Source organism: Bacillus luti, from assembly GCF_001884105.1.
Taxonomy (GTDB): Bacteria; Bacillota; Bacilli; order Bacillales; family Bacillaceae_G; genus Bacillus_A; species Bacillus_A luti.
In genome coordinates this window covers 12,977-38,161 of record NZ_MACI01000089.1, presented here as the reverse complement: position 1 = coordinate 38,161, position 25,185 = coordinate 12,977, and the positions used below count along the sequence as shown (strand labels likewise).

General features: G+C 34.7%; 29 protein-coding genes and 2 pseudogenes. 11 read left to right on the top strand and 20 right to left on the bottom strand.

Annotated features, from left to right (window positions below):
* The first annotated feature begins 269 nt into the window (after positions 1-269).
* From BAQ48_RS22160 to BAQ48_RS22150, 3 genes are read left to right on the top strand one after another with little or no spacing between them, the layout of a single operon-like run.
* Positions 270-1,232 (top strand): AAA family ATPase, encoded by a 963-nt coding sequence (locus tag BAQ48_RS22160; protein ID WP_071712858.1) that lies wholly within the window; start codon positions 270-272, stop codon positions 1,230-1,232.
* On the top strand, positions 1,232-2,446 hold the full coding sequence (locus tag BAQ48_RS22155; protein WP_071712857.1) for a DUF58 domain-containing protein: 1,215 nt from the start codon (positions 1,232-1,234) through the stop codon (positions 2,444-2,446). Before BAQ48_RS22160 ends, BAQ48_RS22155 begins: the two co-directional genes overlap by 1 nt.
* On the top strand, positions 2,443-4,671 hold the full coding sequence (locus BAQ48_RS22150) for a transglutaminase TgpA family protein (RefSeq protein ID WP_071712856.1): 2,229 nt from the start codon (positions 2,443-2,445) through the stop codon (positions 4,669-4,671). The genes BAQ48_RS22155 and BAQ48_RS22150 overlap by 4 nt, the downstream gene beginning before the upstream one ends.
* Before the next feature lie 63 nt (positions 4,672-4,734).
* Here the strand turns inward: BAQ48_RS22150 and bsaA are convergent, their stop codons facing one another.
* The gene (gene bsaA / locus BAQ48_RS22145) at positions 4,735-5,217 is read right to left on the bottom strand and encodes a glutathione peroxidase (protein WP_000158180.1); all 483 of its coding nucleotides are present in this window, start codon (positions 5,215-5,217) and stop codon (positions 4,735-4,737) included.
* Between the two features lie 224 nt (positions 5,218-5,441).
* Here bsaA and BAQ48_RS22140 point away from each other — a divergent pair, with 224 nt between their 5' ends.
* The 4 genes from BAQ48_RS22140 to BAQ48_RS22125 all read left to right on the top strand — a co-directional run bounded on the left by BAQ48_RS22140 (position 5,442) and on the right by BAQ48_RS22125 (position 7,724).
* A complete protein-coding gene (locus tag BAQ48_RS22140) occupies positions 5,442-5,651 on the top strand; it encodes a DUF3925 domain-containing protein (RefSeq protein ID WP_000844994.1) in 210 nt (69 codons plus the stop codon).
* Between the two features lie 96 nt (positions 5,652-5,747).
* Complete coding sequence (locus tag BAQ48_RS22135) at positions 5,748-6,719, top strand: MBL fold metallo-hydrolase (protein WP_071712855.1); 972 nt, start codon at positions 5,748-5,750, stop codon at positions 6,717-6,719.
* An 85-nt stretch (positions 6,720-6,804) separates the two neighbouring features.
* The gene (locus BAQ48_RS22130) at positions 6,805-7,239 is read left to right on the top strand and encodes a hypothetical protein (protein ID WP_071712854.1); all 435 of its coding nucleotides are present in this window, start codon (positions 6,805-6,807) and stop codon (positions 7,237-7,239) included.
* A 239-nt stretch (positions 7,240-7,478) separates the two neighbouring features.
* On the top strand, positions 7,479-7,724 hold the full coding sequence (locus BAQ48_RS22125) for a hypothetical protein (RefSeq protein WP_071712853.1): 246 nt from the start codon (positions 7,479-7,481) through the stop codon (positions 7,722-7,724).
* Positions 7,725-7,777: 53 nt separating this feature from the next.
* On the opposite strand, the gene BAQ48_RS22120 is transcribed toward BAQ48_RS22125, so the two are convergent.
* Together BAQ48_RS22120 and BAQ48_RS22115 are read right to left on the bottom strand one after the other, a co-directional pair.
* Positions 7,778-8,458, bottom strand: coding sequence for a DUF3600 domain-containing protein (locus BAQ48_RS22120; RefSeq protein ID WP_071712852.1), 681 nt, complete (start codon positions 8,456-8,458; stop codon positions 7,778-7,780).
* Positions 8,455-9,033: a sigma-70 family RNA polymerase sigma factor gene (locus BAQ48_RS22115; protein ID WP_071712851.1), complete on the bottom strand. Its 579-nt coding sequence runs from the start codon at positions 9,031-9,033 to the stop codon at positions 8,455-8,457. The genes BAQ48_RS22120 and BAQ48_RS22115 overlap by 4 nt, the downstream gene beginning before the upstream one ends.
* 206 nt (positions 9,034-9,239) lie before the next feature.
* On the opposite strand from BAQ48_RS22115, the gene BAQ48_RS22110 reads away from it, so the two are divergent.
* Together BAQ48_RS22110 and BAQ48_RS22105 are read left to right on the top strand one after the other, a co-directional pair.
* A complete protein-coding gene (locus BAQ48_RS22110) occupies positions 9,240-10,226 on the top strand; it encodes a quinone oxidoreductase family protein (protein ID WP_071712850.1) in 987 nt (328 codons plus the stop codon).
* Between the two features lie 29 nt (positions 10,227-10,255).
* Complete coding sequence (locus tag BAQ48_RS22105; RefSeq protein ID WP_071712849.1) at positions 10,256-10,894, top strand: zinc dependent phospholipase C family protein; 639 nt, start codon at positions 10,256-10,258, stop codon at positions 10,892-10,894.
* Positions 10,895-10,938: 44 nt separating this feature from the next.
* On the opposite strand, the gene BAQ48_RS22100 is transcribed toward BAQ48_RS22105, so the two are convergent.
* The 5 genes from BAQ48_RS22100 to BAQ48_RS22080 all read right to left on the bottom strand — a co-directional run bounded on the left by BAQ48_RS22100 (position 10,939) and on the right by BAQ48_RS22080 (position 15,716).
* The gene (locus BAQ48_RS22100; protein ID WP_071712848.1) at positions 10,939-11,322 is read right to left on the bottom strand and encodes a VOC family protein; all 384 of its coding nucleotides are present in this window, start codon (positions 11,320-11,322) and stop codon (positions 10,939-10,941) included.
* A gap of 123 nt (positions 11,323-11,445) precedes the next feature.
* Positions 11,446-12,615 carry a DEAD/DEAH box helicase gene (locus tag BAQ48_RS22095; RefSeq protein WP_071712847.1) on the bottom strand — a complete coding sequence of 390 codons (1,170 nt, stop codon included), beginning with the start codon at positions 12,613-12,615 and terminating at the stop codon, positions 11,446-11,448.
* 19 nt (positions 12,616-12,634) lie between these two features.
* Positions 12,635-13,162 (bottom strand): hypothetical protein, encoded by a 528-nt coding sequence (locus tag BAQ48_RS22090; protein ID WP_071712846.1) that lies wholly within the window; start codon positions 13,160-13,162, stop codon positions 12,635-12,637.
* A gap of 90 nt (positions 13,163-13,252) precedes the next feature.
* Positions 13,253-14,941 carry a formate--tetrahydrofolate ligase gene (locus BAQ48_RS22085; protein ID WP_071712900.1) on the bottom strand — a complete coding sequence of 563 codons (1,689 nt, stop codon included), beginning with the start codon at positions 14,939-14,941 and terminating at the stop codon, positions 13,253-13,255.
* 94 nt (positions 14,942-15,035) lie between these two features.
* A complete protein-coding gene (locus tag BAQ48_RS22080; RefSeq protein WP_071712845.1) occupies positions 15,036-15,716 on the bottom strand; it encodes a class I SAM-dependent methyltransferase in 681 nt (226 codons plus the stop codon).
* Positions 15,717-15,920: 204 nt separating this feature from the next.
* Here BAQ48_RS22080 and BAQ48_RS22075 point away from each other — a divergent pair, with 204 nt between their 5' ends.
* Positions 15,921-16,259, top strand: coding sequence for a hypothetical protein (locus tag BAQ48_RS22075; protein WP_001253194.1), 339 nt, complete (start codon positions 15,921-15,923; stop codon positions 16,257-16,259).
* A 29-nt stretch (positions 16,260-16,288) separates the two neighbouring features.
* Here the strand turns inward: BAQ48_RS22075 and BAQ48_RS22070 are convergent, their stop codons facing one another.
* From BAQ48_RS22070 to ytfJ, 4 genes are all read right to left on the bottom strand, one after another.
* Positions 16,289-16,501, bottom strand: a complete 213-nt coding sequence (locus tag BAQ48_RS22070) for a hypothetical protein (RefSeq protein ID WP_000711204.1) — start codon at positions 16,499-16,501, stop codon at positions 16,289-16,291.
* Positions 16,502-16,570: 69 nt separating this feature from the next.
* Positions 16,571-16,891, bottom strand: a complete 321-nt coding sequence (locus BAQ48_RS22065; RefSeq protein ID WP_071712844.1) for a hypothetical protein — start codon at positions 16,889-16,891, stop codon at positions 16,571-16,573.
* A gap of 51 nt (positions 16,892-16,942) precedes the next feature.
* The gene (locus BAQ48_RS22060) at positions 16,943-17,719 is read right to left on the bottom strand and encodes an oxalate:formate antiporter (protein WP_000014091.1); all 777 of its coding nucleotides are present in this window, start codon (positions 17,717-17,719) and stop codon (positions 16,943-16,945) included.
* A 160-nt stretch (positions 17,720-17,879) separates the two neighbouring features.
* Positions 17,880-18,305 carry a GerW family sporulation protein gene (gene ytfJ, locus BAQ48_RS22055; protein ID WP_071712843.1) on the bottom strand — a complete coding sequence of 142 codons (426 nt, stop codon included), beginning with the start codon at positions 18,303-18,305 and terminating at the stop codon, positions 17,880-17,882.
* Between the two features lie 132 nt (positions 18,306-18,437).
* Here ytfJ and BAQ48_RS22050 point away from each other — a divergent pair, with 132 nt between their 5' ends.
* On the top strand, positions 18,438-19,223 hold the full coding sequence (locus BAQ48_RS22050) for a GNAT family N-acetyltransferase (protein ID WP_071712842.1): 786 nt from the start codon (positions 18,438-18,440) through the stop codon (positions 19,221-19,223).
* Between the two features lie 296 nt (positions 19,224-19,519).
* On the opposite strand, the gene BAQ48_RS22045 is transcribed toward BAQ48_RS22050, so the two are convergent.
* From BAQ48_RS22045 to BAQ48_RS22010, 8 genes and pseudogenes are all read right to left on the bottom strand, one after another.
* Positions 19,520-20,317 (bottom strand): DUF3952 domain-containing protein, encoded by a 798-nt coding sequence (locus tag BAQ48_RS22045; protein ID WP_071712841.1) that lies wholly within the window; start codon positions 20,315-20,317, stop codon positions 19,520-19,522.
* Between the two features lie 143 nt (positions 20,318-20,460).
* Entirely contained in the window at positions 20,461-21,237 is a 777-nt protein-coding gene (locus BAQ48_RS22040) for a hypothetical protein (protein ID WP_071712840.1), read from the bottom strand.
* A gap of 62 nt (positions 21,238-21,299) precedes the next feature.
* A pseudogene (locus BAQ48_RS22035) lies at positions 21,300-22,073 on the bottom strand (hypothetical protein).
* Positions 22,074-22,134: 61 nt separating this feature from the next.
* Positions 22,135-22,905: a hypothetical protein gene (locus BAQ48_RS22030; protein WP_071712839.1), complete on the bottom strand. Its 771-nt coding sequence runs from the start codon at positions 22,903-22,905 to the stop codon at positions 22,135-22,137.
* 62 nt (positions 22,906-22,967) lie between these two features.
* Positions 22,968-23,738 (bottom strand): hypothetical protein, encoded by a 771-nt coding sequence (locus tag BAQ48_RS22025; RefSeq protein WP_071712838.1) that lies wholly within the window; start codon positions 23,736-23,738, stop codon positions 22,968-22,970.
* A gap of 222 nt (positions 23,739-23,960) precedes the next feature.
* Positions 23,961-24,089: pseudogene (locus BAQ48_RS22020) on the bottom strand (DUF3952 domain-containing protein); the annotation flags it as partial.
* A 182-nt stretch (positions 24,090-24,271) separates the two neighbouring features.
* On the bottom strand, positions 24,272-24,910 hold the full coding sequence (locus BAQ48_RS22015) for a hypothetical protein (RefSeq protein ID WP_071712836.1): 639 nt from the start codon (positions 24,908-24,910) through the stop codon (positions 24,272-24,274).
* Between the two features lie 12 nt (positions 24,911-24,922).
* On the bottom strand, positions 24,923-25,183 hold the full coding sequence (locus tag BAQ48_RS22010; RefSeq protein WP_071712835.1) for a hypothetical protein: 261 nt from the start codon (positions 25,181-25,183) through the stop codon (positions 24,923-24,925).
* Positions 25,184-25,185: the final 2 nt, after the last annotated feature.

Genomic DNA, 25,185 nt, shown 5'->3' with positions numbered 1-25,185 from the left:
AATTCCATAAAGAAAAGGTTGTAAATTGCATGTAAGGAATTTTTTCTTTAACAATACTATTTTATCAAGGCCTGTTTCATATAAAACTACAAATCATTATTTACCGTATTGCCCTTAGTTAAGGAAACAATTATACTAGATGTAATCGGAATAAATAATCTGAATATTCTCAGAATTTAAGATAGAATCTTTCCTGCCTGCAAGTAGGGTGATACATTCTATTTCCACTAAATAGATTAGAAATTGATAATAAAATTAGGAGGATTACGATGCCCCAGTTTGATTCATTACATCCCACTGTAGAGAAAATAATCAACAATATTGAAAAATTAATGGTCGGAAAAAGAAAAGAAACGATTTTAGCTTTGACTGCGCTCTTAGCTGAAGGTCATGTACTATTAGAAGATGTTCCTGGTGTCGGGAAAACGATGCTAGTACGTGCTCTTTCTAAATCAATTGATGCTGATTACAAGCGAATTCAATTCACACCTGATTTACTACCGTCAGATGTAACAGGTGTTTCTATTTATAATCCGAAAGAGCTCCAATTTGAGTTCAAGCCTGGACCAATCATGGGGAATTTTATACTTGCTGATGAGATTAATCGTACATCTCCAAAGACACAATCTGCCTTACTTGAAAGTATGGAGGAAGGCAATATCACAATAGATGGGATTACAAGACCGCTACCAAAGCCATTTTTTGTAATGGCTACACAAAATCCGGTCGAATATGAGGGAACATATCCTTTACCAGAAGCTCAGCTTGATCGTTTCTTGTTGAAGCTAAAAATGGGATATCCTACACCAGAAGAAGAATTTGAAATTTTAAACCGGATGGAAAAAACAAGTCCACTCTCCCATTTAAAAGCTATTACTACAATTGAAGAATTACTTTATTTACAACAAAGTGTACGGGAAATAAGCATGGACAAAGGGATCAAGCATTACATTGTAAAGCTTGTTAATCAGACCCGTTCTTATAGTTCTATACAGCTAGGTGCAAGTCCACGCGGCTCAATTGCTTTAATGAAAGCTTCACAGGCTTATGCATTCATCCATGGCAGAAATTATGTTATTCCAGACGATGTTAAATTTTTAGCTCCTTACGTTTTAGCTCACAGACTCATTCTAAAAATGGAAGCAAAATTTGAAGGAATAACAGGAGAACAAGTTATTGCAAAAATCGTTGCACGAACTGCCGTGCCGAATCAAAGGACGCTGAACCCCTGATGAAAAGGCTACTACGAGTACTCTATCACGTTACCAAGTTATTACTAATCCCTTTATTCCTAGTCTTAACATTTGTGTACGCCATGCTTCAAGGAGGGTTTGTAAGTTGGTTTTTGTTTTACAGTACGATTCCTATTGGTCTTTACTCACTGCTACTCCCCTTCTACGCTTTACGGGACGCTGAAGTAAAACGAATAACAAACCAAAACGATTATGTAGCAGGCGAATCATTTTTAAGCACGATTACAATAAGAAGAAAAATTCCTTTTCCCTTACTTTATTTAGTTATAGAAGATGAACTACCACCACAATTCACAAGTTGTAGACAAACAAAAAGGAATAAAGTAATACTCTTTCCAGGAGTAAAACGAAATATTTCGTTTCAATATGTTATTGATACAATCCCTAGAGGAGAGCACACTTTTTCAAGCGTACGTATCAAAACTGGTGATCTATTCGGCATAGTGGAGAAAGAAGTAACTTTTTCAGCTCCAGATACATTTTTAGTCTATCCCCAGTATGTAGATATAACGTATCGGCAATTGGAAAATCATTTCGAACAAGGAGCGCTTTCAGCAAATATAAATTTAGCAAGAAACTCTACAGTCTCTGTCGGTGTTAGAGACTATAAGCCTGGTGATCGCTTTTCGTGGATTGATTGGAAAGCAACTGCACGAACAAACAATATTATGACGAAAGAATTTGAACAACAGCGCAGCCATAATATCATGATATTCATGGACAGAACTGAGTCTCCTCTATTCGAATCAGTCGTAACGTTTACTGCCTCTATTGTGAGGTCTGTCTTGAAGCAAAATTCAACAGCGGCATTCGTGTCTGTTGGAAAAGAACGGACTATTTTCCCTTTAGACAATGGAGATACGCAGTTGCAACAAATCTTTTTTCATTTAGCGAAAGTACAAGCAGACAGTGTATTCCCGCTCTCCCAGAGTGTAGAAATGGAATTAAGAAAAATGTATCAGCCCGTCACGATTATACTCGTGACAAGCGATCTTTCATCCGATATTCAAAAGGCGGCTGAATGTGCTGCTACAAAAAATAGAAAATTAATGGTGTTTGTCGTGAAAGAAAAAGCAAACCAACTCTCGTATCGAGAAATAAGTATACTAGAAACTCTACAAAAACGAAAAATATTTGTAAACGTGGTTTATGAAAACCAGTATACAAACGTGTTTTTTGAGGTGAGCAAATGATAACATTACAAACAAAATACAAACGGGATATGAACAGATCTTTCATGCATGTATGTGTATTTCTTCTTTTACTAGAATGGTTAAGACCCCTTGTAGGTATTACAAACGTAGGTAGATTAGATATTTTCGTACTATTTATTGGACTTTGCTCCACTCTCTCTTTTTTTCAAACACGGTGGCAGATTCCAATAAAGATTGTCACAATATTATTCATCATTCATTCCTTATATTATAAAAAATCTTTTATAAATCCATCTTGGCTAACGACATTTTTTTCTGATATGTCTCGCAATTCCTTCCTGTTTTTTCAGGGGAATTTATTAGATATTTCGCCAGTTTTTCCAACAGTTTTATTTTTTCTATCATTTTGGTTTTTGAGTTCTTTCACCTCTTTTTGGACGATTCATAAAAAACGTGGGTTGTTATTTCTTGTATTAACTATTATTTATATCGTAACTTTTCATAACTTACATTTATACAATGCAAACTACGCTATTATTCGTACTGTTGTCATCGGCTTTTTTATGCTTAGTCTTCTTCAAATAGACCGAATAAAAGAGATGGAACACTTACAAAATTATGCTAGAGAAATCTCAAAATTACTTAAACCTCTTACACTATTTATTGTATTGTCAGTAACCATCGCATACTTTGCTCCAAAATTTGGTCCTCAATGGCCAAACCCAATGGATTTTTTTAAATTCAACACATCCGAAACAAGTAAAGAAAAAGAAGTTTCTACAGTTGGGTATGGTTTAGATGACTCGCAATTAGGCGGTCCCTTTAAAGCAGATAATACAATTGTTTTTACAGCACAAACACAAAACAAACAATATTGGAGAGTAGAAACGAAAGATTTTTATACAGGAAAAGGCTGGGAGGTTTCTGAAAATCCGAAGAAGGTTTCTTTTAAAAATAAAAACGATGTCGTGAGCTGGTACGAACAAAATACAAAAACAGAGACAACCGAAGCAACAATCACTATGCAAAAAAGTACTCCTCACCTTACCTATCCAGCGGGATTGATATCAGTTGAGGCTTCTTCTGATGTATCATACAGCGTTGACCCATTTTCAGAAAAAATCTATACGATGCACGGAGACTCTTCTACTACTTTAAATTCGTATAAGGTAACATATGAGATCCCAGAGTTTCCCATAGAAAGCTTGAAAGCTGTAAATACGAATGAAGGGCATGAAACAAGTTCTTATTTCATGGCAAAGTACACACAACTTCCTGAATCGTTACCACAGCGAATAAAAGACTTGGCTGCCAATCTTACAAATGATAAAGACAACCGGTATGATAAAGTATTAGCTATTGAAAAGTACTTCACAGACAACTCTTTTGTATATGAAACAACGAATGTCTTATTCCCTGCCAAAAACCAAGATTATGTAGATCAATTCCTTTTCGATACGAAAAGCGGCTACTGTAATAATTTTTCGACGTCTATGATTGTGCTACTTCGTTCTGCTGGGATTCCTGCCCGTTGGGTAAAAGGATTTACAGAAGGAACTCCCGAGAATACAAGTGCTAGTGCTGAAGGTGAAAATGTTTATAAAATCGCGAACAATAATGCACACTCTTGGGTCGAAGTTTATTTTCCAGGATACGGATGGATTCCATTCGAACCAACAAAAGGATTTACAAATCCCTATAATTTCACAAATAATACTCCTGCTCCTGCTTCACAAAATAGCGAAGAAACTAATTCTCAAAATGCGCAAACGCACGAGCGGAATAATGAAGCAAAACTCAAAAGTTTAATAGAAAATACAGAGGAATCCTCTACTAAAAAGATTACAAATTCTAAAACTAGTTTTTCTTGGTGGTACGTATTCCTCTCTATGATACCGGTTAGTATCATGGGATACATTCTCTTCATTACTAGAATGAAATGGATTACTTTTTTTATTATTCATTTCTATAAATACCGAAAAGATGATGCTGTTTACCCAAAGGCTTACGGTGCACTTTTAAAACAATTTGCGAGAATTGGCATACCACGGGGTGAAAGTCAAACATTCCGAGAATACGCTCTCCACATCGATACACTTTACAACTCGGCCGATATGCAACAACTTACTTTCAGTTATGAGAACGCTATGTACCAAAAGGGCCAGACCGCAGCCGAATGGAAGAAATCCGTACACTTATGGGAAGCACTTATGAAAAAAGCAGCTTCTCCGCCTAAATCAAATGACTTCAATACAGTGATTTAATGTTAAACGCCTCAAAGAACTATATTGTTCTTTGAGGCGTTTTTAATAAAGTGAAACTCCTAGTTATTCCCCAAGTACCTTTTCAATCTCAACCTCTAAATCCACCGGCTTCGTCTGCGGCGCAAAACGCCCTACTACTTTCCCGTCTTTTCCAATTAAAAACTTCGTAAAGTTCCATTTCACTGCTTTCATGCCGAGTAAGCCTGGTGCTTGTTCTGTCATGTATGTATACAGAGGATGAGCCTTATCACCTTTCACATCAATCTTTGCAAACATCGGGAAGTTTACACCATAGTTTAACTCACAAAAACTAGTAATATCTGCTTCTGTTCCTGGTTCTTGCCCTCCGAATTGGTTACAAGGGAAACCGAGTATTTCTAGTCCTTGGTCTTTATATTTATCATATACTTCTTGTAATCCTTTATATTGCGGTGTAAACCCGCATTTACTAGCTACATTTACAATAAGAATTGCTTTTCCTTCGTAATCTTTTAACGATTTTTCTTCACCTGTAATTGTTTTAGCTGAAAAATCATAAATTGTCATTGTTCCTGCCCCTCTCTACACTATCATTCTATGTTTATACTATACTACATTCGTGAATATACAGCTCTTATTACGTATTTACACGCTGAAATGATAGCGCTTTATTTATGTTTAAAAATTCGACACAATCTACTAGACTTTTATGATGGAAAGTTTTACAATTAAATTGTGAACAAAATGTGACAGTTTATATTCCATTATAAAAGAAAAGGATGGTGTTCATTATGAAAACTGCACAACGTGAAACGATTTCAAATCGCGAGTTTTATTTCGTACTATATATGATGTTATTGTATGTTACTGGTTGGGTAATCGATGTGAATGGTTTGTTTTTAAGCTCCTACTTTAATTTAGCAGGAGAGATTATGCTTCCAATCGTTGGTGGTATTGTCGGATTGTTCGTTATGTCTATCAATAAAGAACAAACGAAATAACAACATTACAAAAAGGCAGAAGACGAGCTTTCGTTTTCTGCCTTTTTTCTTTTTTAGCGTATAATAGAAACATGCAGTATATAAGGAGTGGTAAATATGAAAAAAGTAGAGCAACTATCTTCTCACCTATATCTAATTGATGATTTCGATTTACAACATACTGAACGAACAGGTACGTATGTTTTATTAGGTGATGATATTACTTTAATTGAAACTTGTGCAGCCCCTTCTCTTCCGTATATTTTAGACGGCTTACAACAATTACATATTGACTTAAACGATGTAAAAAACATTATCGTTACACATGTTCATTTAGATCATGCTGGGGCAGCTGGTTTAATGATGGCAAAGTGCCCAAATGCTACTTTATATGTGCATTCTCGTGGTGCTCGTCATATGATCGATCCAACAAAACTCATTGTAGGCGCAAAAGCTGTGTACAAAGAAGATTTCGATAAACTTTTTGATCCAATTCTTCCTATAGAAGAAGAACGTGTTCATATTGTCCAAAACGGTGATACGTTAAAAATTGCAGAAGATCGCACCCTTACATTTTATGATACACCGGGGCATGCGAAGCACCATATTAGCATTCACGATTCATTAACAAACGGCATTTTTACTGGTGATACAATTGGAATTTATTATAGAGAACTTGCAGATCTTGGTGTAGAGTTATATCTACCGTCAACGTCTCCTTCACAATTTCAGCCAGATGCAATGATTGCTTCTAAAAATCATATTCAAAGTATGAATGTAGACACTATTTATTTCGGCCATTACGGCGCTTCATCCAATGTTACAGAAGTATATAACCAGCTGGAACATTGGTTACCTATTTTCGTTCATACTGGTAAAGAGGTCTTTGAACAGTATAATGACTTCGATGAAGCGACTAAGGCTTTACAAACTGTATTAATGGATAACATCTCTTCTCACCTTACAAACTTAAACGTCCCATCCGATCATTCCGTTTATAACATTTTACATCTAGATATAGAAATTAGCGCAATGGGCATTATTGATTATTTCACGAAGCAAGAAAACGCAAACTCCACTATTAAATAACAGTAAAAGAAGAGATATACAACAGTAGTAATTGTATATCTCTTCTTTTTTTGAATATATTTTGAGTAAAGGATGGTGGAATGCAATGCAAAAAGTGATGCTATACCTCTGCTTTACATTATTTATCGTCTTATTATTATTTGTAGGAGTGAAAATTCAATTTTATTTAGATACAGACGCGCAAGTAAACTTTAACATTTATCCAAGGCTTTTCTACTATACACTCTTTCCTCTTGTAGTCGGCATTTTATTACGTTTCCTTCAATCTATTAATCGCGAAACGATTAAACAAAACTGGAGCTTTCAACCGGATAAATTTATTGCGATTACAGTTCCTACAATATTAATTTCCTTTTCACCAGCACTACTCTTTTCACCAGTTGGCAAATACCTACCCTATTTAACTAATATTATTCTTGTGAATACAACTTTTGTTACGATAATTAGTTTAATAGCTGGTTATTCCCTTTTAGATTGTTTTATACAAAAAGATTCTGCAACTATGAAAAAATATGATTGATGATTAATTTTTAAATGTCATTGGTTACTGCGCTTTATTTATAAGTGTGATATTACTTGTAAGATTCGTTATACATGCGGTAAGAAAATTTAATGAATAGCAAAAATGAGTATGAAATCACTTAGATTTTTTACTCGTTTTTTATTATTCATATATTTAATACACAATAGGGAATTTATGTTAAACTAAGGAAAATCGTACATTAAATCAAAATGCATTTTAACCAAGGGAGACTTACCATGTATAAATTAGGGGCTTTCTCATTTCTAACGTTTATCGTAAGTGTATGTTCTTTCTTTATTTTAAGAGGACCTAATGCCAACTTGACGTTAATTATTGCGATACTAAGTATACTTTCATTACTCGGAATTATTTGTGCGATAGCATCAAAAAATTGGTTATTCGGAATAGGTGGTACTGCATTAAATGGAGTAATACTAGTATTTGTATATTTCTTATCGCTAGCAAAAGGAATAGGTGGTTAATATAATTACTTTCAATAAAGTAAGCTCACAGCTAAAGCTATGAGCTTTCCTACTTATCGTACTTTTTCGTCTACATACTCCATAAACTGCTCCGCTTTAATAAATCTTTCTTTGTATTCCTCAGGTACTTCGTTTACTGTTATCCCACCACTCGATTTCGCTTTTACTAATACAGTTTGATATGACATTAACGCTTCCATATATTGTTCATACTCTTCTGAAGTTAATACTTCTTTACTAGATTTATGGCCATTTAATTTATCAAAATACGGCTGAAGTTCCATTTCTACCTTTTTCATTTCCTCTTTTTTAGCTGGTGATAATTGATCGTAATCAATATTACCGTTCGAATCTCCGTACTCAAGCTTAGCATTTGTTAATTTTTTTAGCTCTTTTGTAAACTCTTCATATTCCTTTGCACCCATTTCATCTTTCGCTTGTGATAACTTTGCATTAAAACGCATATACGCTTCTAATGTCACCGCGCCGGCATGTTTTTTTAAATTCTCAAAAGATCCGTATATACCATCTGCCATAATAGATTGATAAGCAAAACCAGTCGTAGGAATTAAAAATGCTGCTGCAAGCACTCCTGCGATAAGGCGTTTCTTCACCTTACTTCCCCCGCGCTTCATTTTTATTTGAACGATTACTTTTTCTTTTAACTCCGGCGGGACTACAACCCCCTTCGCTTCTTCTTGTATAGATTCTCTAACTCTACAATCTAAACTCATTTCACATTCCCTACCTCTCCTAAAAAGATTTCTTCTACTTGCTCTTTTTGACGTAGTTTCTTTAAGGCCGCATGAATTCTAGATTTCACAGTACCAAGTGGAATATGTAATATTTGTGCTACTTCTTCTTGTGAGTAGTCGTGTAAGTATCTTAAAATAATTACTTGTTTCAATTTATACGGTAATTTATGAATGAGTTCGACTAGTTTTTGGTTTGATATTTTACTTACAACATCGTTTGAAAAATCAATTTGCACGAGTTTTCTTTGCTCTTCTGCTTTTTTTATAATTCGTAGTCGCATCCACCTCTTTCTTCTATAAGAATGAATTTGTTTAATCGTAAGTCCAATTAACCAAGGGCGAAATGGCTTCTCGCTATCGTACTTACGAAGCGATTCATATAGCTGTATGTATATTTCTTGAACGACATCATCTACATCCGTTTTATCATCTATTAAGAAATGCGCCGTTTTATATACTTCTTGAATCGTTTTATCATACAATTCGCTATACGCTTCTTTATTGCCCAATAAAGTTAATTGGATTAAATCCATATACACTGTTTCATCCTTCATATACCACCCCTCCTTTGTCTTACACTATATATTGGCAAGTAATTGATATTTCGTTCGATTTTTTCAAAATTTTTTTATATTAATTAATATAATAATTCAATGAATTCATAAGCTTCACTTATAACCATGCATAACAATTATATAATTTTCCAATTCCTAATGAAGATTTAAAATGATTTATATAGTCAAATTTAGGAGGATATATGATGAAAGCTATCGTTATAACGTCGTTCGGTGGTCCTGAAGTGATGAAATATACAGATGTAGATATGCCGGCTATTTCAGACAATCAAGTTTTAATTCGTGTTGTTGCTACTAGTGTAAATTTCGCTGATATTAAATCTCGGTATGGTAAAAAAGGAAATAAAGCATTTCCCTTTATTCCAGGGATAGATGCTGCTGGTATTGTAGAACGTGTAGGTTCTCAAGTTTCGAATATTCATCCGGGACAGCGTGTCATCGCTTTTCCTCAAAATGGATCTTACGCTGAATATGTTGTTGCAAATGAAAATCTTACTTTCGTATTACCTGATGAAGTTGACTTTCAAACTGCAGCTGCTTGTCCTATCGTATCTTTTACAAGCTATAATTTACTCGCAAATGTTGCAAGGCTTCAACGAGGTGAATCTGTACTCATTCATGCGGCTGCTGGCGGAATTGGCACTACAGCTATTCAACTTGCAAAACTATTAGGGGCTGGAAAAGTTATCGGTACTGTCGGAAGTGCTGAAAAAAGAAAAATCGCTTTAGATGCTGGAGCTGATTATGTAATTTGTCATCAAGATGGAGATTTTGTAGAGAAAGTCAATGAGCTGACAAACGGTGAAGGAGTAAATATCATTTTGGACTCTATTTCTGGAACTGTTTCGGAAAGCAGTTTAAAATGTCTTGCTTATTATGGCCGCCTCGTTCATTTCGGTAATGCAAGCGGTGAAATTGGTAATTTTCAAACGAAAAATTTACACGCAAGTTGCCGATCTATACTCGGCTTTAGCTTTGGTACTACACGAAAAAAACGACCTGAACTACTCCAAGAAACTGCATATGAAGTTTTCTGCTATTTGCGTGACGAACGTTTGCAAATCAAGGCTACGAAATCTTTTCCACTCCAAGATGCAGGGAAAGCACATGAATGGGTCGAAAGTAGAAAAAGTACAGGGAAAGTAATACTAACTGTTCAGTCCTCTTCCTGAAATGAATACTTGAAACCGAGGTGTCATTCATGGGATCACGAATTATGCATGCTATTATCGCTAACGGTATTGCCGAAAAACTATGTATCCAAGATAAAACTTCTTTCATACTTGGAGGTGTAGCCCCTGATGCGGTTCATTCAAAAGATGAAAAAGGAACTTCTCACTTTTACGCAGGCACAACAAAAAACTATACGAGAAGGATAGATTTCAATTCTTTTTTTCAAAAATATAAAGCTCAAATGGATTCCCCTTTTCTCTTAGGCTATTACACTCACCTCATTGCCGATGATAATTGGCTAAGTGGCTTTTTTCTACCTTGGCTAAAAAATAGAATAGAAAATGACGAAACCATCGCACCTATGTACTATAACGATTTTAAATTGTTAAATGCAAAGTTGCTTCATCATTACGATCAAGAACAACAGCTCTTCTCTCTTCTCAATCAAGAGGCTCACATTGTGGATATTGAAGAGGTTTCTAAAGAAAACGTTTTAGCTTTTCGAAAGTATCTTTTTGAAGATATGTTGTATCCAAAGCAACACTTGCATGAAGACTTACAGGTGTTTACGTTTAATCAAATTGTCGGTTACATTGAAACTGCTATTGAAAAAGGCGCATTTTTTATTAAACAGCTCTCTCATGAAAAATCCACTTCAAACATGTAATCCCCCTCAATATATTTGAGGGGGATTTTCACATAGCAATATTATTATTGGTTCTTTTCCATAACCGCAAAATAATTCCCTTCACTATCAGCAAAGTTAAACACTTTACCAGACGGCATAGTTACCATTTCGCCAACAGTAACATTTTTATTTTTTAAATCTGTATATAATTGATCCAGATTTTCTGAGAAGAACATTAAAGACGGTGTACCAAGATTCAATTCTGGGCTCATTTTCGAAATCACTTCTTTATTATGTAATATAATGCTCGTTTCTGCACCGCTATTTGGAGCGATTTCAATCCATCTCGTTCCTTGCTTATTATCTTCCTCAGCTACTACATGAAACCCTACCTTTTCCGTCCAAAAATTTACTGCCTCATCTTGATTATTTACATATAACATAATTTGTCCGACTTTATGGATCATTTTATTTCCCCCTAATCATTTTATATTCTATGTAGGTTTCTACAAATGCTTTTATTAATCCTTTTTCATTCAATTACAAATAAAAAAGGCGTAACTACAAATAGTTACGCCTTCCCCTATTATTTATCTAGGCTTTTTCTTCCCAGTAAACGCTGGTTTCTTTTTCTTAGGTGCTGGTGGCTTCGATTCTACAAATGTTCCTTTGAACATTTCTTGCTTCGTAAATACGATGCCTAGTTTTTTCGCAAATTGTAGTAATTTGCGCTCTTCTTGTGGAGTTACAAGAGATACGACAGTTCCTTCTTTACCCATACGTCCAGTACGTCCTGAGCGGTGAATGTATTGGTCTACTGTGTCTGGTAATTCTAAGTGAATTACATGTGTTAAATCGTCAATATCAATTCCACGCGCTGCAATATCAGTAGCAAGTAGGATTTCTAATTTTCCTCCGCGGAATGCACGCATCGTCGCTTCACGCTCTTGTTTACTTGCTTCTGCATGTAGAGCTGCTGCTTTCATTTTACGGAATTTCAATTTCTGAGTAATTTCATCTAAACGGAATGGGTCGTTTAAGAAAGCAACTGCTTTTACATCGCCCATATGCATAATTCTTCTTACGTAATCATTTTTTTCGCGTCGCTCACAAATGATATACGTATGCTCAACTAAGCTTTTTGACTCAGCACGTGTTACACGTACTACTTGTGGTTCCACTGCTAAATCACGTGCTGCATCTTCTGCTGCTTTTGTCATTGTCGCTGAGAAGAATACTAATTGACGGTCGCGCATCGTTGATTTAATTACATCTTGTACAGCACCCATCATTTTTTGTTTTACAATTTGATCGAACTCATCAAATACAATTGTTTTCACTTCATGCATTTTTAGCTTTTTCATACGAATTAATTCTAAAATACGTCCTGGTGAACCGACAATTACTCTCGGGTGTTTCTTTAATTTTTCAACTTGGCGCTTAATATCTGCACCACCAATTAAAGATGCCCCTGAAATTTCAGTTCCTGCTGTAAACTTTTGAACCTCTTCATGAATTTGCATTACAAGTTCACGTGTTGGCGCTAAAACAACAACTTGTGGCTGTTTTACTTCAGGATTAATTTTATGTAAAAGGGGTAATAAGTACGCTAATGTTTTTCCTGTTCCAGTTGGAGATTCAGCTATAACGTCTTGTCCTTCTAAAATAGTTGGAATCGCTTGTTTTTGAATTTCAGTTAATTCTTTAAAACCAGCCTTCTCCCAAGCTTGTTGTAAAAATGGTTGCATATCTTTTATCATTTGTTTTTCTCCTTTATCTCTATTTTTGAAGAAAATGTTGTATTGTTCGCACCGTTTCTATCATGTGTGAAATAACAGCTATTAAATCATCAACATGGTCTTCTGTAATCGCTTTTTGAAATAGAACCTCTACCTTATTATGATATGAAATCGCTTGCTTATTATATTCGTATGAAAGTTTTTGCGTAATCATTCTTTCTTTTCCCCATATAGAATGCATGAAAGCTTCAATTTCTTCGCACACTACTTCTGGTTTTTCTATCGGGAATGAAAATGCTAACTTCATTTCACAACCTGGTGTAAACTGTGGTACTTCTAATATTTCACCAGACAAGTTCTTTGCATCCACAGATAGTGAAAATGTTGCTTCTACTAACGGTTCGAATGGTTCTGTTAATTGAAATGAAATATGATATATACGACTTAATGAAGCAAGGTCCATCATATCCTTTCGATCTGTTACAAGAATGTCCCCGTGTAAATCAAAATCATAAACAGCACCTTCTACGATTACTTTTAAATTATCAAAAGCAGTTGGATCAAACATAATTTCCTCCAAAAAACAGGCGCCTTTCGATGGAAAGGCGCCACTTGATGTATATATAGTTTACAGATAAACGAGATGAATTACAACCTTTTAGAATAAACCTACTGCTTTTCCATCTTCATTTACATCCATTTGTAGTGCTGCTGGTTGTTTTGGAAGACCTGGCATTGTTAACATTGTTCCTGTTAACGCAACGATAAACCCTGCACCGATAGATGGTTTTAGTTCACGAATTGTAACGATAAAGTCAGATGGGCGACCTAATTTCGTTGCATCATCAGAAAGAGAGTATTGTGTTTTCGCCATACAAACTGGTAGGTTACTCCAGCCTTCTCCTTCATATTGAGCCAATTGCTTACGTGCTTTCGGAGCAAATTCAATATCTTTTGCGCCGTATACTTTTTGAGCAATTGTACGAATTTTTTCTTCTAATGGTAAGTCTAACTCATAAAGTGGTGCGTAGTTATTCTCACCTTTTTCGATTTCTTTTAATACTTTCTCAGCAAGGTCAACTCCGCCTTGGCCACCTTTCTCCCAAACTTCCGTTAAGGATACTGCATAGCCACGCTCATTACACCACTCTTGTAAGTAAGCAACTTCTGCATCTGTATCTGTAATGAATTTATTAATGGCAATTACGAAAGGCACACCGAAGCTTTGGATTGTTTCAACATGCTTCTGTAAGTTTTCCATACCTTTTGCTAATGCATCTACATTTTCTTCTTTTAATTGATCTTTTGCTACGCCACCATGCATTTTAAGCGCACGAATAGTCGCAACAATAACAACTGCTTCTGGCTTAATTCCAGCTGCACGAGCTTTAATATCTAAAAACTTCTCTGCACCTAAATCTGCGCCGAATCCAGCTTCTGTAATAACATAATCACCTAATTTTGCTGCCATTGTAGTAGCGATAACACTGTTACAACCGTGAGCGATATTCGCAAATGGTCCGCCATGAATGATAGCTGGTGTATTTTCTAACGTTTGTACTAAGTTCGGTTTTAATGCGTCTTTTAATAATAATGTTAACGCACCTTCTACACCTAAATCTTTAACCGTTACAGGTTGATTTGCAAAGTTATAAGCAACTACGATGCGAGATAGACGTGCTTTTAAATCTTGAATATCTGTTGCAAGGCAGAATACGGCCATAATTTCAGATGCTACTGTAATATCGAAACCGTCTTCACGTGGTACACCTTGAACTGGTCCACCAAGACCAATTACTACGTTACGAAGGGCACGATCATTTAAGTCAACACAGCGTTTCCAAACGATTTTACGCGTATCAATTCCAAGTGTATTTCCTTGTTGGATATGATTATCAATAAACGCCGCTAACGCGTTATTGGCAGTTGTAATCGCATGAATATCTCCAGTAAAGTGAAGGTTAATGTCTTCCATTGGTACGACTTGTGAAAAACCGCCACCTGCTGCTCCGCCCTTTAGTCCCATCGTCGGTCCAAGAGATGGTTCGCGAAGTGCAATTACTGTTTTCTTACCAATTTTATTAAAAGCTTGGCCTAAACCAACTGTTACTGTTGATTTACCTTCTCCAGCTGGAGTTGGGTTAATTGCTGTTACTAAAACAACTTTACCGTCTTTCTCATCTTGTAAACGCTTAAAAATATCAAGAGATAACTTACCTTTATAATGCCCGTATGGCTCTAATTCATCTTCTAAAATATTTAAATCAGCTGCAATTTCTTGAATTTTTTTCATACTTGCTTCTTGTGCGATTTCAATATCAGATTTAACTGTTGTAGTAGTTGTCATATACCCTAGTCCCCCTTTAATTGGTTCTGATGATATTGTATCAGTTTTTTGTATTTTCTGCACTTATTTACCTCCTAAAAATTCTTTCTTTTCTTTATACGTTTTTTAACATAAATACCCATAAGAATGTTAATGATTGTTGTAACTCTGTAGGTAGTTGACCTAACATCTTCTCATTTACTCCGCGCTTATACACACCGATGCCATCTACAACTTCAAAACCTTGTTCTTTCGCTAACTGTTCAAATTCCCAAGGCATCATCGTATTACAAACAACGTCTTTGCCGTATAAACGAGGATAACTGTTCTCTCGAGGCTTTGCTGTCGGTCCTAAAATCGCAATACATGCATAGCCCTCTGTCTTTAAAACACGCTTTATTTCATCTAATGCTAATAATGGATTCTCGGTCCATTCCAATGAATTAATCGCCATAATCGCTTCAAATTGTTCATTTTCAAAAGGTAAGGAAGAAAGATCCCCTTTCACAAAAGATAAATTTGGGCCTTCTCCGCGCTCTTTACCTTTTTGAATCATTACTTCCGATAAATCTACTCCAACTGCTTTATAACCCGATCCACTTAATTTATATGTACCGTATCCATCACCACAACCAACATCGAGCACTTGAGCTTCTTTTTCCACGTACTGCTCAAAAAATGGAATAATTGTACTTCTGCTACCACTGTCCCACATCTCTTGACTATTTTGATTCCAAAACTCTGCACTACTATCCCATTTCTTCTCTGCTGATTCGTGCCAATTAAATTTCGTCATACATTCCCCTACCTTCACGTATTATCATTCATTTCATTCTACATCATTTTCCAAAATTCCTGTTTATCTTCATTAGGAGATGTACAAGCTAAAGTTAGAATCTCTATTCTCCAATTTTTGCTTTACTTGGGTTTAACTCATACTCATGTTCTTCTCCTGATGACAGATACTATAGGTACACCCAATTGAAAGAGAGGGATGTACATGCGAAGAAAGAGAAATCATCATTTTAAAAGTGGTGAAAAACACGAAGAGTATGCAGCTGAAATATCACCAGCAGGCATTCCAATTAGACATAAACGGAAAGAAATTGCAAATGAAATAGAAGGTACCAATACCGGTGCAATGGTTGGCTATGTCGCTTTATTTCTTTCGTTATTCTCCATCGCTTTTTATCCTGTTACACTCGGCTCTCTTGCGATTTTAATTGGCTTATTAGCTGTCAATTTCGGAGCGAGAACACTCGGGTATACAGCAATTGGTTTTGGTAGTTTTTCTGTTTTATTTACTTTGCTTTATCCGCTTGCTTTGTCAGCGTTTTAAAAAAACACACCAAGTTATACTTGGTGTGTTCATTCATGATACAACATAATATGACCGCATCCACAACAATGCTTCGCTGTAATTTCTTGAAAGACCGGATAATTTTCTTCATCCCGATGCTCAATAAACACTTTTTCAAATCGATACATGTTAGGTGCATATGCCCAATCTTGTTTCGTACGTGCATATAACGTTGAAGTGAAAAACTCTTCTCCACCACAAACAATACATTCTTTTTTCATCGATATCCCTCCTATGCTTGTCTTACTCCATCTATATGAACATACGCATAAAAAAAAGACCTTCTATTACTAGAAAGTCTTCTCTGAAACAAAAAGAAATGTACCAAACATCCCTACTCCGCTGTATTCTTTCGTAACCCCAGCTTCAGTTTTATATGTTTGCTTTACAGTCATAAAGAAAACACCATTTCGTGTATCAATACCTTCAAACTGCAATTTCTCTTTTTTTTCATCTACATTTTGCGTGCATTCAAAGCTATCCTCATTACATTTCAATGCATACTTATCTTCTAGATACAATTTGAAATCTGATTCTTTCGGACAAGTTATAAGTAATATCGCTACGAGAATAATACTTACAATACCCACAATTGTATAATATTTGTTCATTTGTTCTCCTTTCAAAAGACAAGAAAACTTGACTTCATGCGCCAAGTTTTCTTAGTCCACAACCCATTGCCACTCTTGTTCTTTCTTATCAAAAATGAGCCAACCTGTCTCTGTTGCTTCTTCTTTCAATTCATCAATATTATCTAGAACCTCATCCGTACTTTCATACGAACCAACTACATATACCGGAATTTCAAGACCTCTTCTTGACTCAATCTTCCCTGCCAGATCAATATAAAGACCATCTTCCATTAATGGAAGAAGCCCCATGATCACTTCTTTCGAAATCGCTGGGAAAATTTTGGATTTTTGGAAGAAAGAAAAACGTTTCTTACCGAAAGCACCGAGTTTATAAGGAATGACTTTACTTAACATTCCTACAAAATCAGCAATTCTACGATAGTACACTTTGTTGTACCACCCGTCATCATGTGAAAAATAAACAAATCTATTTTTCAATAGCGGAAAGAATGTTCTAGCAAGTGGTTCTTTTTTGTGAGCCAAATATAAAAGCTCTGCAATTTCTTTTGGCTCTAATTCATCTAAATCGCTTGCATCATCAAAATCTACCCAACAAAATTCATCAAATTCATCAATCTCTGCTTGAATTAACTTATGTATATTTTCTTCCTCAACATATTCAAATAAAGTATGATAATGAAAATCTGTCCATTCAAAGTTATGCTTCAAAAGCAACACTTGATGAAGCGGTGAAGGGATGTTACTTGCAAACTCTTTAAACGTAATTCCTGATGTAATAAAACAATGACCCCGACGATTACCATTAATATATATCATATTCTTTACTTGGTCAGATCCTCCAGACAAAGCACCTAGCCACCTTCGTTTTGTATGTTTCAATTCTATAGCATATTTTAACATGAAAAATTTTAGAAACATAGAAAAAACTTCAAAAACTATTTACAATTTCATGTGTTTTATTACATACTGATTACAAGAAAAAACACCCGCTCATAAGCAGGTGTTTTTAAAGGATTTCATCTGGGTTTTGAGGGTGATGATTTCCATCTTTCTTTTCATCTTTTTGGAACATCGATTGAATTTTATCGATTGTTTGTGGAGCTAATTCAATCATTTTTTCTGCTAAATGTGTCGCATTTTGTAAATGAAGAATATTCACTCCATCTTTATTCACCACAAGAAATGCTACTGGTGTAATAGAAACACCACCCGCGCTCCCTCCGCCAAATGCAGGGGTACCGTTCGCTCTTTGACCATCATTCGTTTGGAAATCCGAACCTCCTGCTCCAAAACCGAAAGCGACCTTAGAAACAGTTAACACCACACCACCGTCAGCCGTTTGAACAGGCTCTCCAACAATCGTATTCACATCGACCATTTCTTTTAAATTTTCCATTGCTGCTTTCATTAACCCTTGAATTGGATGATCCACCGTTCATAACCTCCTTTGTCATATCTTTCCTAGTTTTTCCGAAAGTTGGTGAACTAAACATAAAATTTTATATTGATTTCAAAAAACTTAAGTTGTAATATTTAGAAAAAATAAAAAAGGGGCCAATTCGTTATGATGCGAAAATTAACAAAGAAAGATCATGAACAAGTATTCGCTTACTTAAAAGAAGAAGCCGCCCTTAACTTGTTTATTATTGGGGATATAGAAGCTTTCGGTTATGATACAGATTCCCAAGAACTATGGGGAGTATTTAAAGAGGATAGAACATTAAAATCAATTTTACTCCGCTTCCACGATTCATTTATCCCATATAGTAAAGAAGAATTTGCCGCCTCTGACTATGAGGCATTTCTTTCCGCATATAAGCCGCTGAAACTCTCTGGTAAGTCAACTATTGTTGAACGATTTGAAACCGTTTCAAGTATACAGCTAGGTACGAAAAATGAAATGTATTTTTGTGAATGTCTAAATGGCAACAGCTTACCTGACACGCCTATTCATGAAACGATTAAACTTGCGTCACTAGATGATGTAGAGCGAATTATGCAATTACGAAGTAACATCGCTGAATTCCCGACTGCTAATGAATCAGAGAAAATATTAAGACAAGCTCTCGCCACAAATACAGGACGTACTTATTATATTGAAAAAGACGGTGCAATCATCGCATCCGCCTCTACTTCCGCTGAAAATTCATTATCCGCAATGGTAGTTGGTGTATGTACACACCCGAATTACCGAGGGAGCGGATATGCTTCACTCATATTACAAAAAATGATTCAAGACTTTACGAAAGAAGGCCGAACACTTTGTTTATTCTATAACAATCCAGCTGCTGGACGAATTTATAAACGTCTAGGGTTTAAAGACATTGGGATGTGGACGATGTATCGATAATAAGAGGTACTCTATAAGCGAAAATAGTTGTAACTTAGCAATACAAGCAGATTATACAAAAACTTCACACCGTTATTATGAAGATGAAAAAACTACTTGCGAAGCGATGACTCTAACTAAAAAATGTTATGCATTCAAACTAAATATAAACGGGTAGCCCCAATTGTTGCATCTACTCCAGCAATTGGGGCTACCTGTTTATTCTCAAATTCTTTCCACGACAAATAGAAATATTTATGAAACATTTATCACACTTATGTCGCTATTATCTTTACGTGCAAATGCCCTTCTTAATATTACTGCTTCTTATTATACTGTGCTTTAAAATCAATATATTCCTGTCTCGCATCCTGATTATTACCTTGGTGACTATCAAAAGATGTATGTATTTGTGATATATATTCTACTAACTTACCTTCATCATTTCGCTTCTTATAATTTATTACAATACTTACTTCCAATATCTGCTCTGAACCATCTTTAGAATCTATATGCAGTACAATCGATCCACCATCATATTCATCATATTGTATTTTCAACGTATCATTAACAATACTCTGAAACTCTGATTCATTTAGTTTATATCCAACTGTACTAGGTTGATCAAACTTTTTTATATCATCTCCGGGCTTCATCTTTAGTTTCCCTATTCCTTTTAAACGATCAACGATTAAGTTTACGTATGAAACATCCAGATTTGAATCCGGACTTTTCACCTGTCCATTTTTATACATAATATTGGTACGATAAACACCTTCTTTTTTATTATCTTTGCTGTCTACTGCTGAAGTAACTTCTTGTGTTGTGTTTCCATATAAACTTTTATCTTTCGTATTATATATTCCTTCCGAAGTTTGATAGATTGTTTTTCTATGCTCTCCATCTTCTTTTTGTTCATATGTACTATATATACCTCTTTGTTCTACAAAAGCATACCCATCATCACTCGCAGACATAACCTTTTTCATGTCACCTTCATCCAATACCTTAACAAATGGCTCATACTCTATCTTTTCTTCAAAGAAACTACATGCTTGTAGTAAACTGATTACTATTATGATAGTAATCAGTTTAGAAACCTTTTTTGTTTTCATTTCATCATCACACTACACCCTCTACATTTTCGATCAGATAATCTTCTAATCACCTTACATAAGTGAATTTTCTTTTAGTAATTCAAATACTCTCCTATAAATTATTACTTTTTCACCATCAAAACTTACAATATGCACTTTCTTTATGCCTTACGTTTCGATTTACCTTTTTTATTTTTCTTTTGATATCTTGGAGTCCCCCTTTTATGTTGCTCCCATGATATGTTAAATGAAGGGAATTTAAATCTGCAATACGCTAATAGCTGAAATTCAGCTGCACCTATGGCTATCGTATACATTAAAACAGTACCTATTACATATCCAATAAAAGTATCAAATGCATAATCATTATGAAAATAAATCAAAATAAGAAGGATTAATGCGTATATTGAAGCAACTTTCATCATAGTTCCTTTTGTTTTACTAAAAAAGGACGCGGATCTTTCATCCATACTAAACGCACCTTCACTTGCCAATTTAAATGTATCTATTGTTGTTACAATATGGAAAATTACCGCTCCTAAATATAGCAAACATACATAATTCAATGTAATACGATCCATTGAATTATTAGCTATTTCAGAAACAACTAAAACTGTAAGTAATATAGTAGCCATTTGAAATGCATATAATAATACGACAAGTGTTTGTAACTTTTGAAATTTAAATTGTGCTTTTGGAAATAAATATAGCACGAAAAAAATTACTTGCAGAGCATATGCCAACACCTCTAGCTTAACAATTCCTATGTTAAGGAGAACCATACAGTACTCCCAACCACCTGATACAATAATAGAAAAGACGGCTATTGAACTATAAAGTATTCCTCCAAACATAAATCCTGTAGCACCCTCAGGACTTAAACGATCATTACATGTCATCCTAAACTTATCTAAATCTTCTTCTTTTATATCCCACATCCTGACTCTTCACCTTCTATATGTTTCAATTATTTTTCGAGCACTAAAATTCTATTAATATATTATTTATTTTTCGTTTTGAATTTCTTATTTCGCTTTCGAACTCTCCCACGCATTCTCTCATTCTCTTCCCACGTCATATTAAATGACTTGAATTTCAATCTACAGTACGCCAATAGTTAGAATTCTGCCGCTCCGATTGCTACTGCGTACATTAAAATGCTCCCAACCACATACATTAGTAAAGCATCAAACCCATAGTCGTTACAAAAATAAATTAAAATCAGAAGGAGTGGTACGTATATCATTACTCCCTTCAGTACATTCATCTTTGTATTACTAAAAAATGATTTAGATCTCTCATCCATACTAAAAGCACCTTTACTCGCTTGTTTAAACGTATCAATTGTTGTCAAAATATGAAAAATTACTGCTCCTAGAAATAATAAACTTGCAAGCGTCAATGTAAAAACATCAATCGAATTATTAGCTATTTCAGAAACAATTAAAGCTGTGAGCCCAATCGTTCCTAATTGAAATGCGTATAATAACACAACAATTGTTTGTAATTTTTGAAATTTATAACGAGCTTTTGGAAACGAATATAGTATTAAAAAAATGATTTGCACACTGAATAAAAACAGCTCAAACTTTACAATTCCCATTCCAAAGAGAACCTTACAATACTCCCAACCACCTGATAAAACGATAGAAAATATAATTATTGAACTAAAGAGTATGCCCCCCATCATAAATCCTGTAGCTCCCTCAGGACTTAATCGTACTCTACATGTCATTCGAAACTCATCCAAATCTTCTTCTTTTATATTCCACATTCAGTTTTTCACCTTCTATACGTTTCAATTATTTTTCGAACACTAAAATTCTATTAATATATTATTTATTTTTCGTTTTGGATTTCTTATTTTGTTTTCGAAATCTCCCACGCATTCTGTCATTCTCTTCCCACGTCATATTAAATGATTTAAATTTAAATCTACAGTACACTAAGAGCTGGAATTCAGCTGCTCCTATTGCTACTGCATACATAACAACATTACATATAACATAACCAAACATAGTGTTTAATGAATAATTATTATTTATATAAATCAAAAAAAGAAGAATTAACACATAAATTACAGCACCTCGTATAACATGTCCCTTTGTTTTACTAAAAAATGAAGCTGATTTGCCCCCACTACTAAATGCACCTTCGCTTGCTTGTTTAAATGTATCAACTGTTGTCGCAATATGAACAATAATTCCACCTAATACTAATAGACCTACATAAACACGTGTAATGAAATCGGTTGAATGCTCAATCATCCCAGGAAGAACAAATAACGTGCATCCAATAGTTCCAAGTTGAAATGCATATAATAATATAACGAGCGTTTGTAATTTTTGTAATTTATAACGCGCTTTAGGGAATAAATATAGAAGTAAAAACATTACTTGCAAACCATATAACACTAATTCAATCCCAACAATTACCTTATCAAACAAGGTAGTATAATAATCCATTCCTCCCACAAAAATAATAACCATAAATAATGAAGTATAAAATATCGTTCCGAGCATAAATCCCGTCGCACCTTCAGGACTTAAACGATCTTGACATGTCATTCGAAACTTGCCTAAATCTTCTTCTTTTATATCCCACATCCTGACTCTTCACCCTCAATACAGTTTAAATAATTCTCATACATTTAAATTCTATTTCACTCTTATTTACTTTTCTTTTTGGATTTTTTATTTCGCTTTCGAAATCTCCCACGCATTCTCTCATTCTCTTCCCACGTCATATTAAATGACTTGAATTTGAATCTACAGTACACCAATAGTTGGAATTCTGCTGCTCCGATTGCTACTGTATACAGTAAAACAATACCTACCGCATAAAGAACTAAAACATCAATTCCATAACCATTATGAAAACATATCAAAATAAACAGGAGTAGCGCATATATTGTAGCCCACTTCATCACATTCCCTTTTGTTTTACTAAAAAATGAGGTGGATCTTTCATCCTTACTAAACGCACCTTCACTCGCTTGTTTAAACGTATCGATAGTTGTCACAATGTGAACAATGACTGCTCCTAGAAATAACATACCTACATATATTAATGTAATTCTGTCAATTGAATCCTCAGAAATTCCAGGAAGAATCAACGCTGTGAATGTTATAGTACCTAATTGAAATGCATATAATAATATTACAAAAGTTTGTAGTTTTTGTAATTTAAAACACACTTTTGGAAATGAATATAGAATTAAAAACATTATTTGTAAGCTATATAACACAATTTCAATTTTAACAATTGTTTTGTCAAAGAAAGTATTATAATACTCCAAGCCCCCCATAAAAATAAAAAACATAAATACTGAAGTATAAACTATCCCTCCAATAAAGAAAACCATAGCACCTTTAGGACTTAGCCGATCTTTACATGTCATCCTAAATTCATCTAAATCTTCTTCTTTTATTTTCCACATTCAGTTTTTCACCTTCTATACAGTTTAAATAATTTTCATTCACTAAAATCCCATTACATTCCTAACTTTTTAAGTACATTCATCTTTGTGTAACTAAATTTAGATAATCTTTTATGTATATCATCACTACATTAATTACCGTACATAATCAGAATGCTTTTGATAGTTCAAATAGCCTTCTTTCTCCTCAAAAGCTCTAAATATTCTTCTCTCTTTCACTTAAGCATATCCCTCATCACTTGCAGGCATAATCGTATTCATCTCCCCTTCATACAATACCTTTTCTAATTCCTCATACTCTATTTTCATTTCCCCGAAACTGCACTCACTTAGTAAAAACGTTACTGTCATCACAATTGTATCGAGATAATAAATCTCTTTAATTTTATCTTCAGAAAGGTGATAACCTCCCATCAATAATATGTTAGGAGGTTATTAAAGTTATTTAAAATTTGTTTTTTATTTTAATGGATTCGATTTTTGCAAATAATAATGTTGTTTAATTCGAGAAGCGAATATTAAAAACATACTGCTTAATAACTCGTGATTAAGTCTTCACCCTCATATCTAGGGTCCTTCTCAACTTTACCATCTTTTGTTTTGATGACTTTTAGTCTACCTAACCACTCTGCTCCGTTATATGTCTCTTCACTTACCCATACATTATGCTTTTTACCGTCTACCTCAACTACTAATGTGGGGTGTGTAAACATGAATTCCTTCTCTACATGCCTACCTACAATTTCTGCATTTAATGATGTTCCTTCTTCAACTAGTTTACTATTCTGATACCCCTCAATAATAGGTAATCCAATAAATACAAAGAATATCAGTCCAAATACGATTACTTTCTTCTTTGTACTCCATTTATTCTTTTCTTTCAATTCTTTCTGCCTTGCTTCTCTTTCCTCTCGTTCATCCAAACTCTCATTTAAAGCGTCTTCCCATTCCTTGATTTCTGCTTCGATTTCTGCTTCGACTCTTGCTAGTTTTTCTAGTTGTTCATCGGTTGCTACCATCTCATATGAGTTATCTCCAACCACACGAATTTCAGCACCATTTCCTTTTACTTTTTGCAAGTCTTTTTCTGTACAATTAAACTCTCGAATGATTTCCCCCTGTGTGTTTACCAGTCTAACGTAAATGCTTTTTTTCTCCTTCTTCTTAAACATCTGAACTCCCCCTTATTTGTTTCCTATCATAGATAACCCTATTGCAATTAAGATAAAGAAAACGATAATAAGGAAAGTCTTCCCTTTGCTTACTTGTGTTGTAGAACCTTCCAAGACAGCCCATATAAAAATTGGGAAAAGAAGAATACCTAGGAGAATATCAACTAACTTGTTGCTACTCTTCTTTAGTGGTTTTTCTTCTACTATCGGGTTTTTCTTAACAGATTCTTTTCTTATTTGTTTCGGTTTCTTTTTCTTACGTCTATGATTCACCC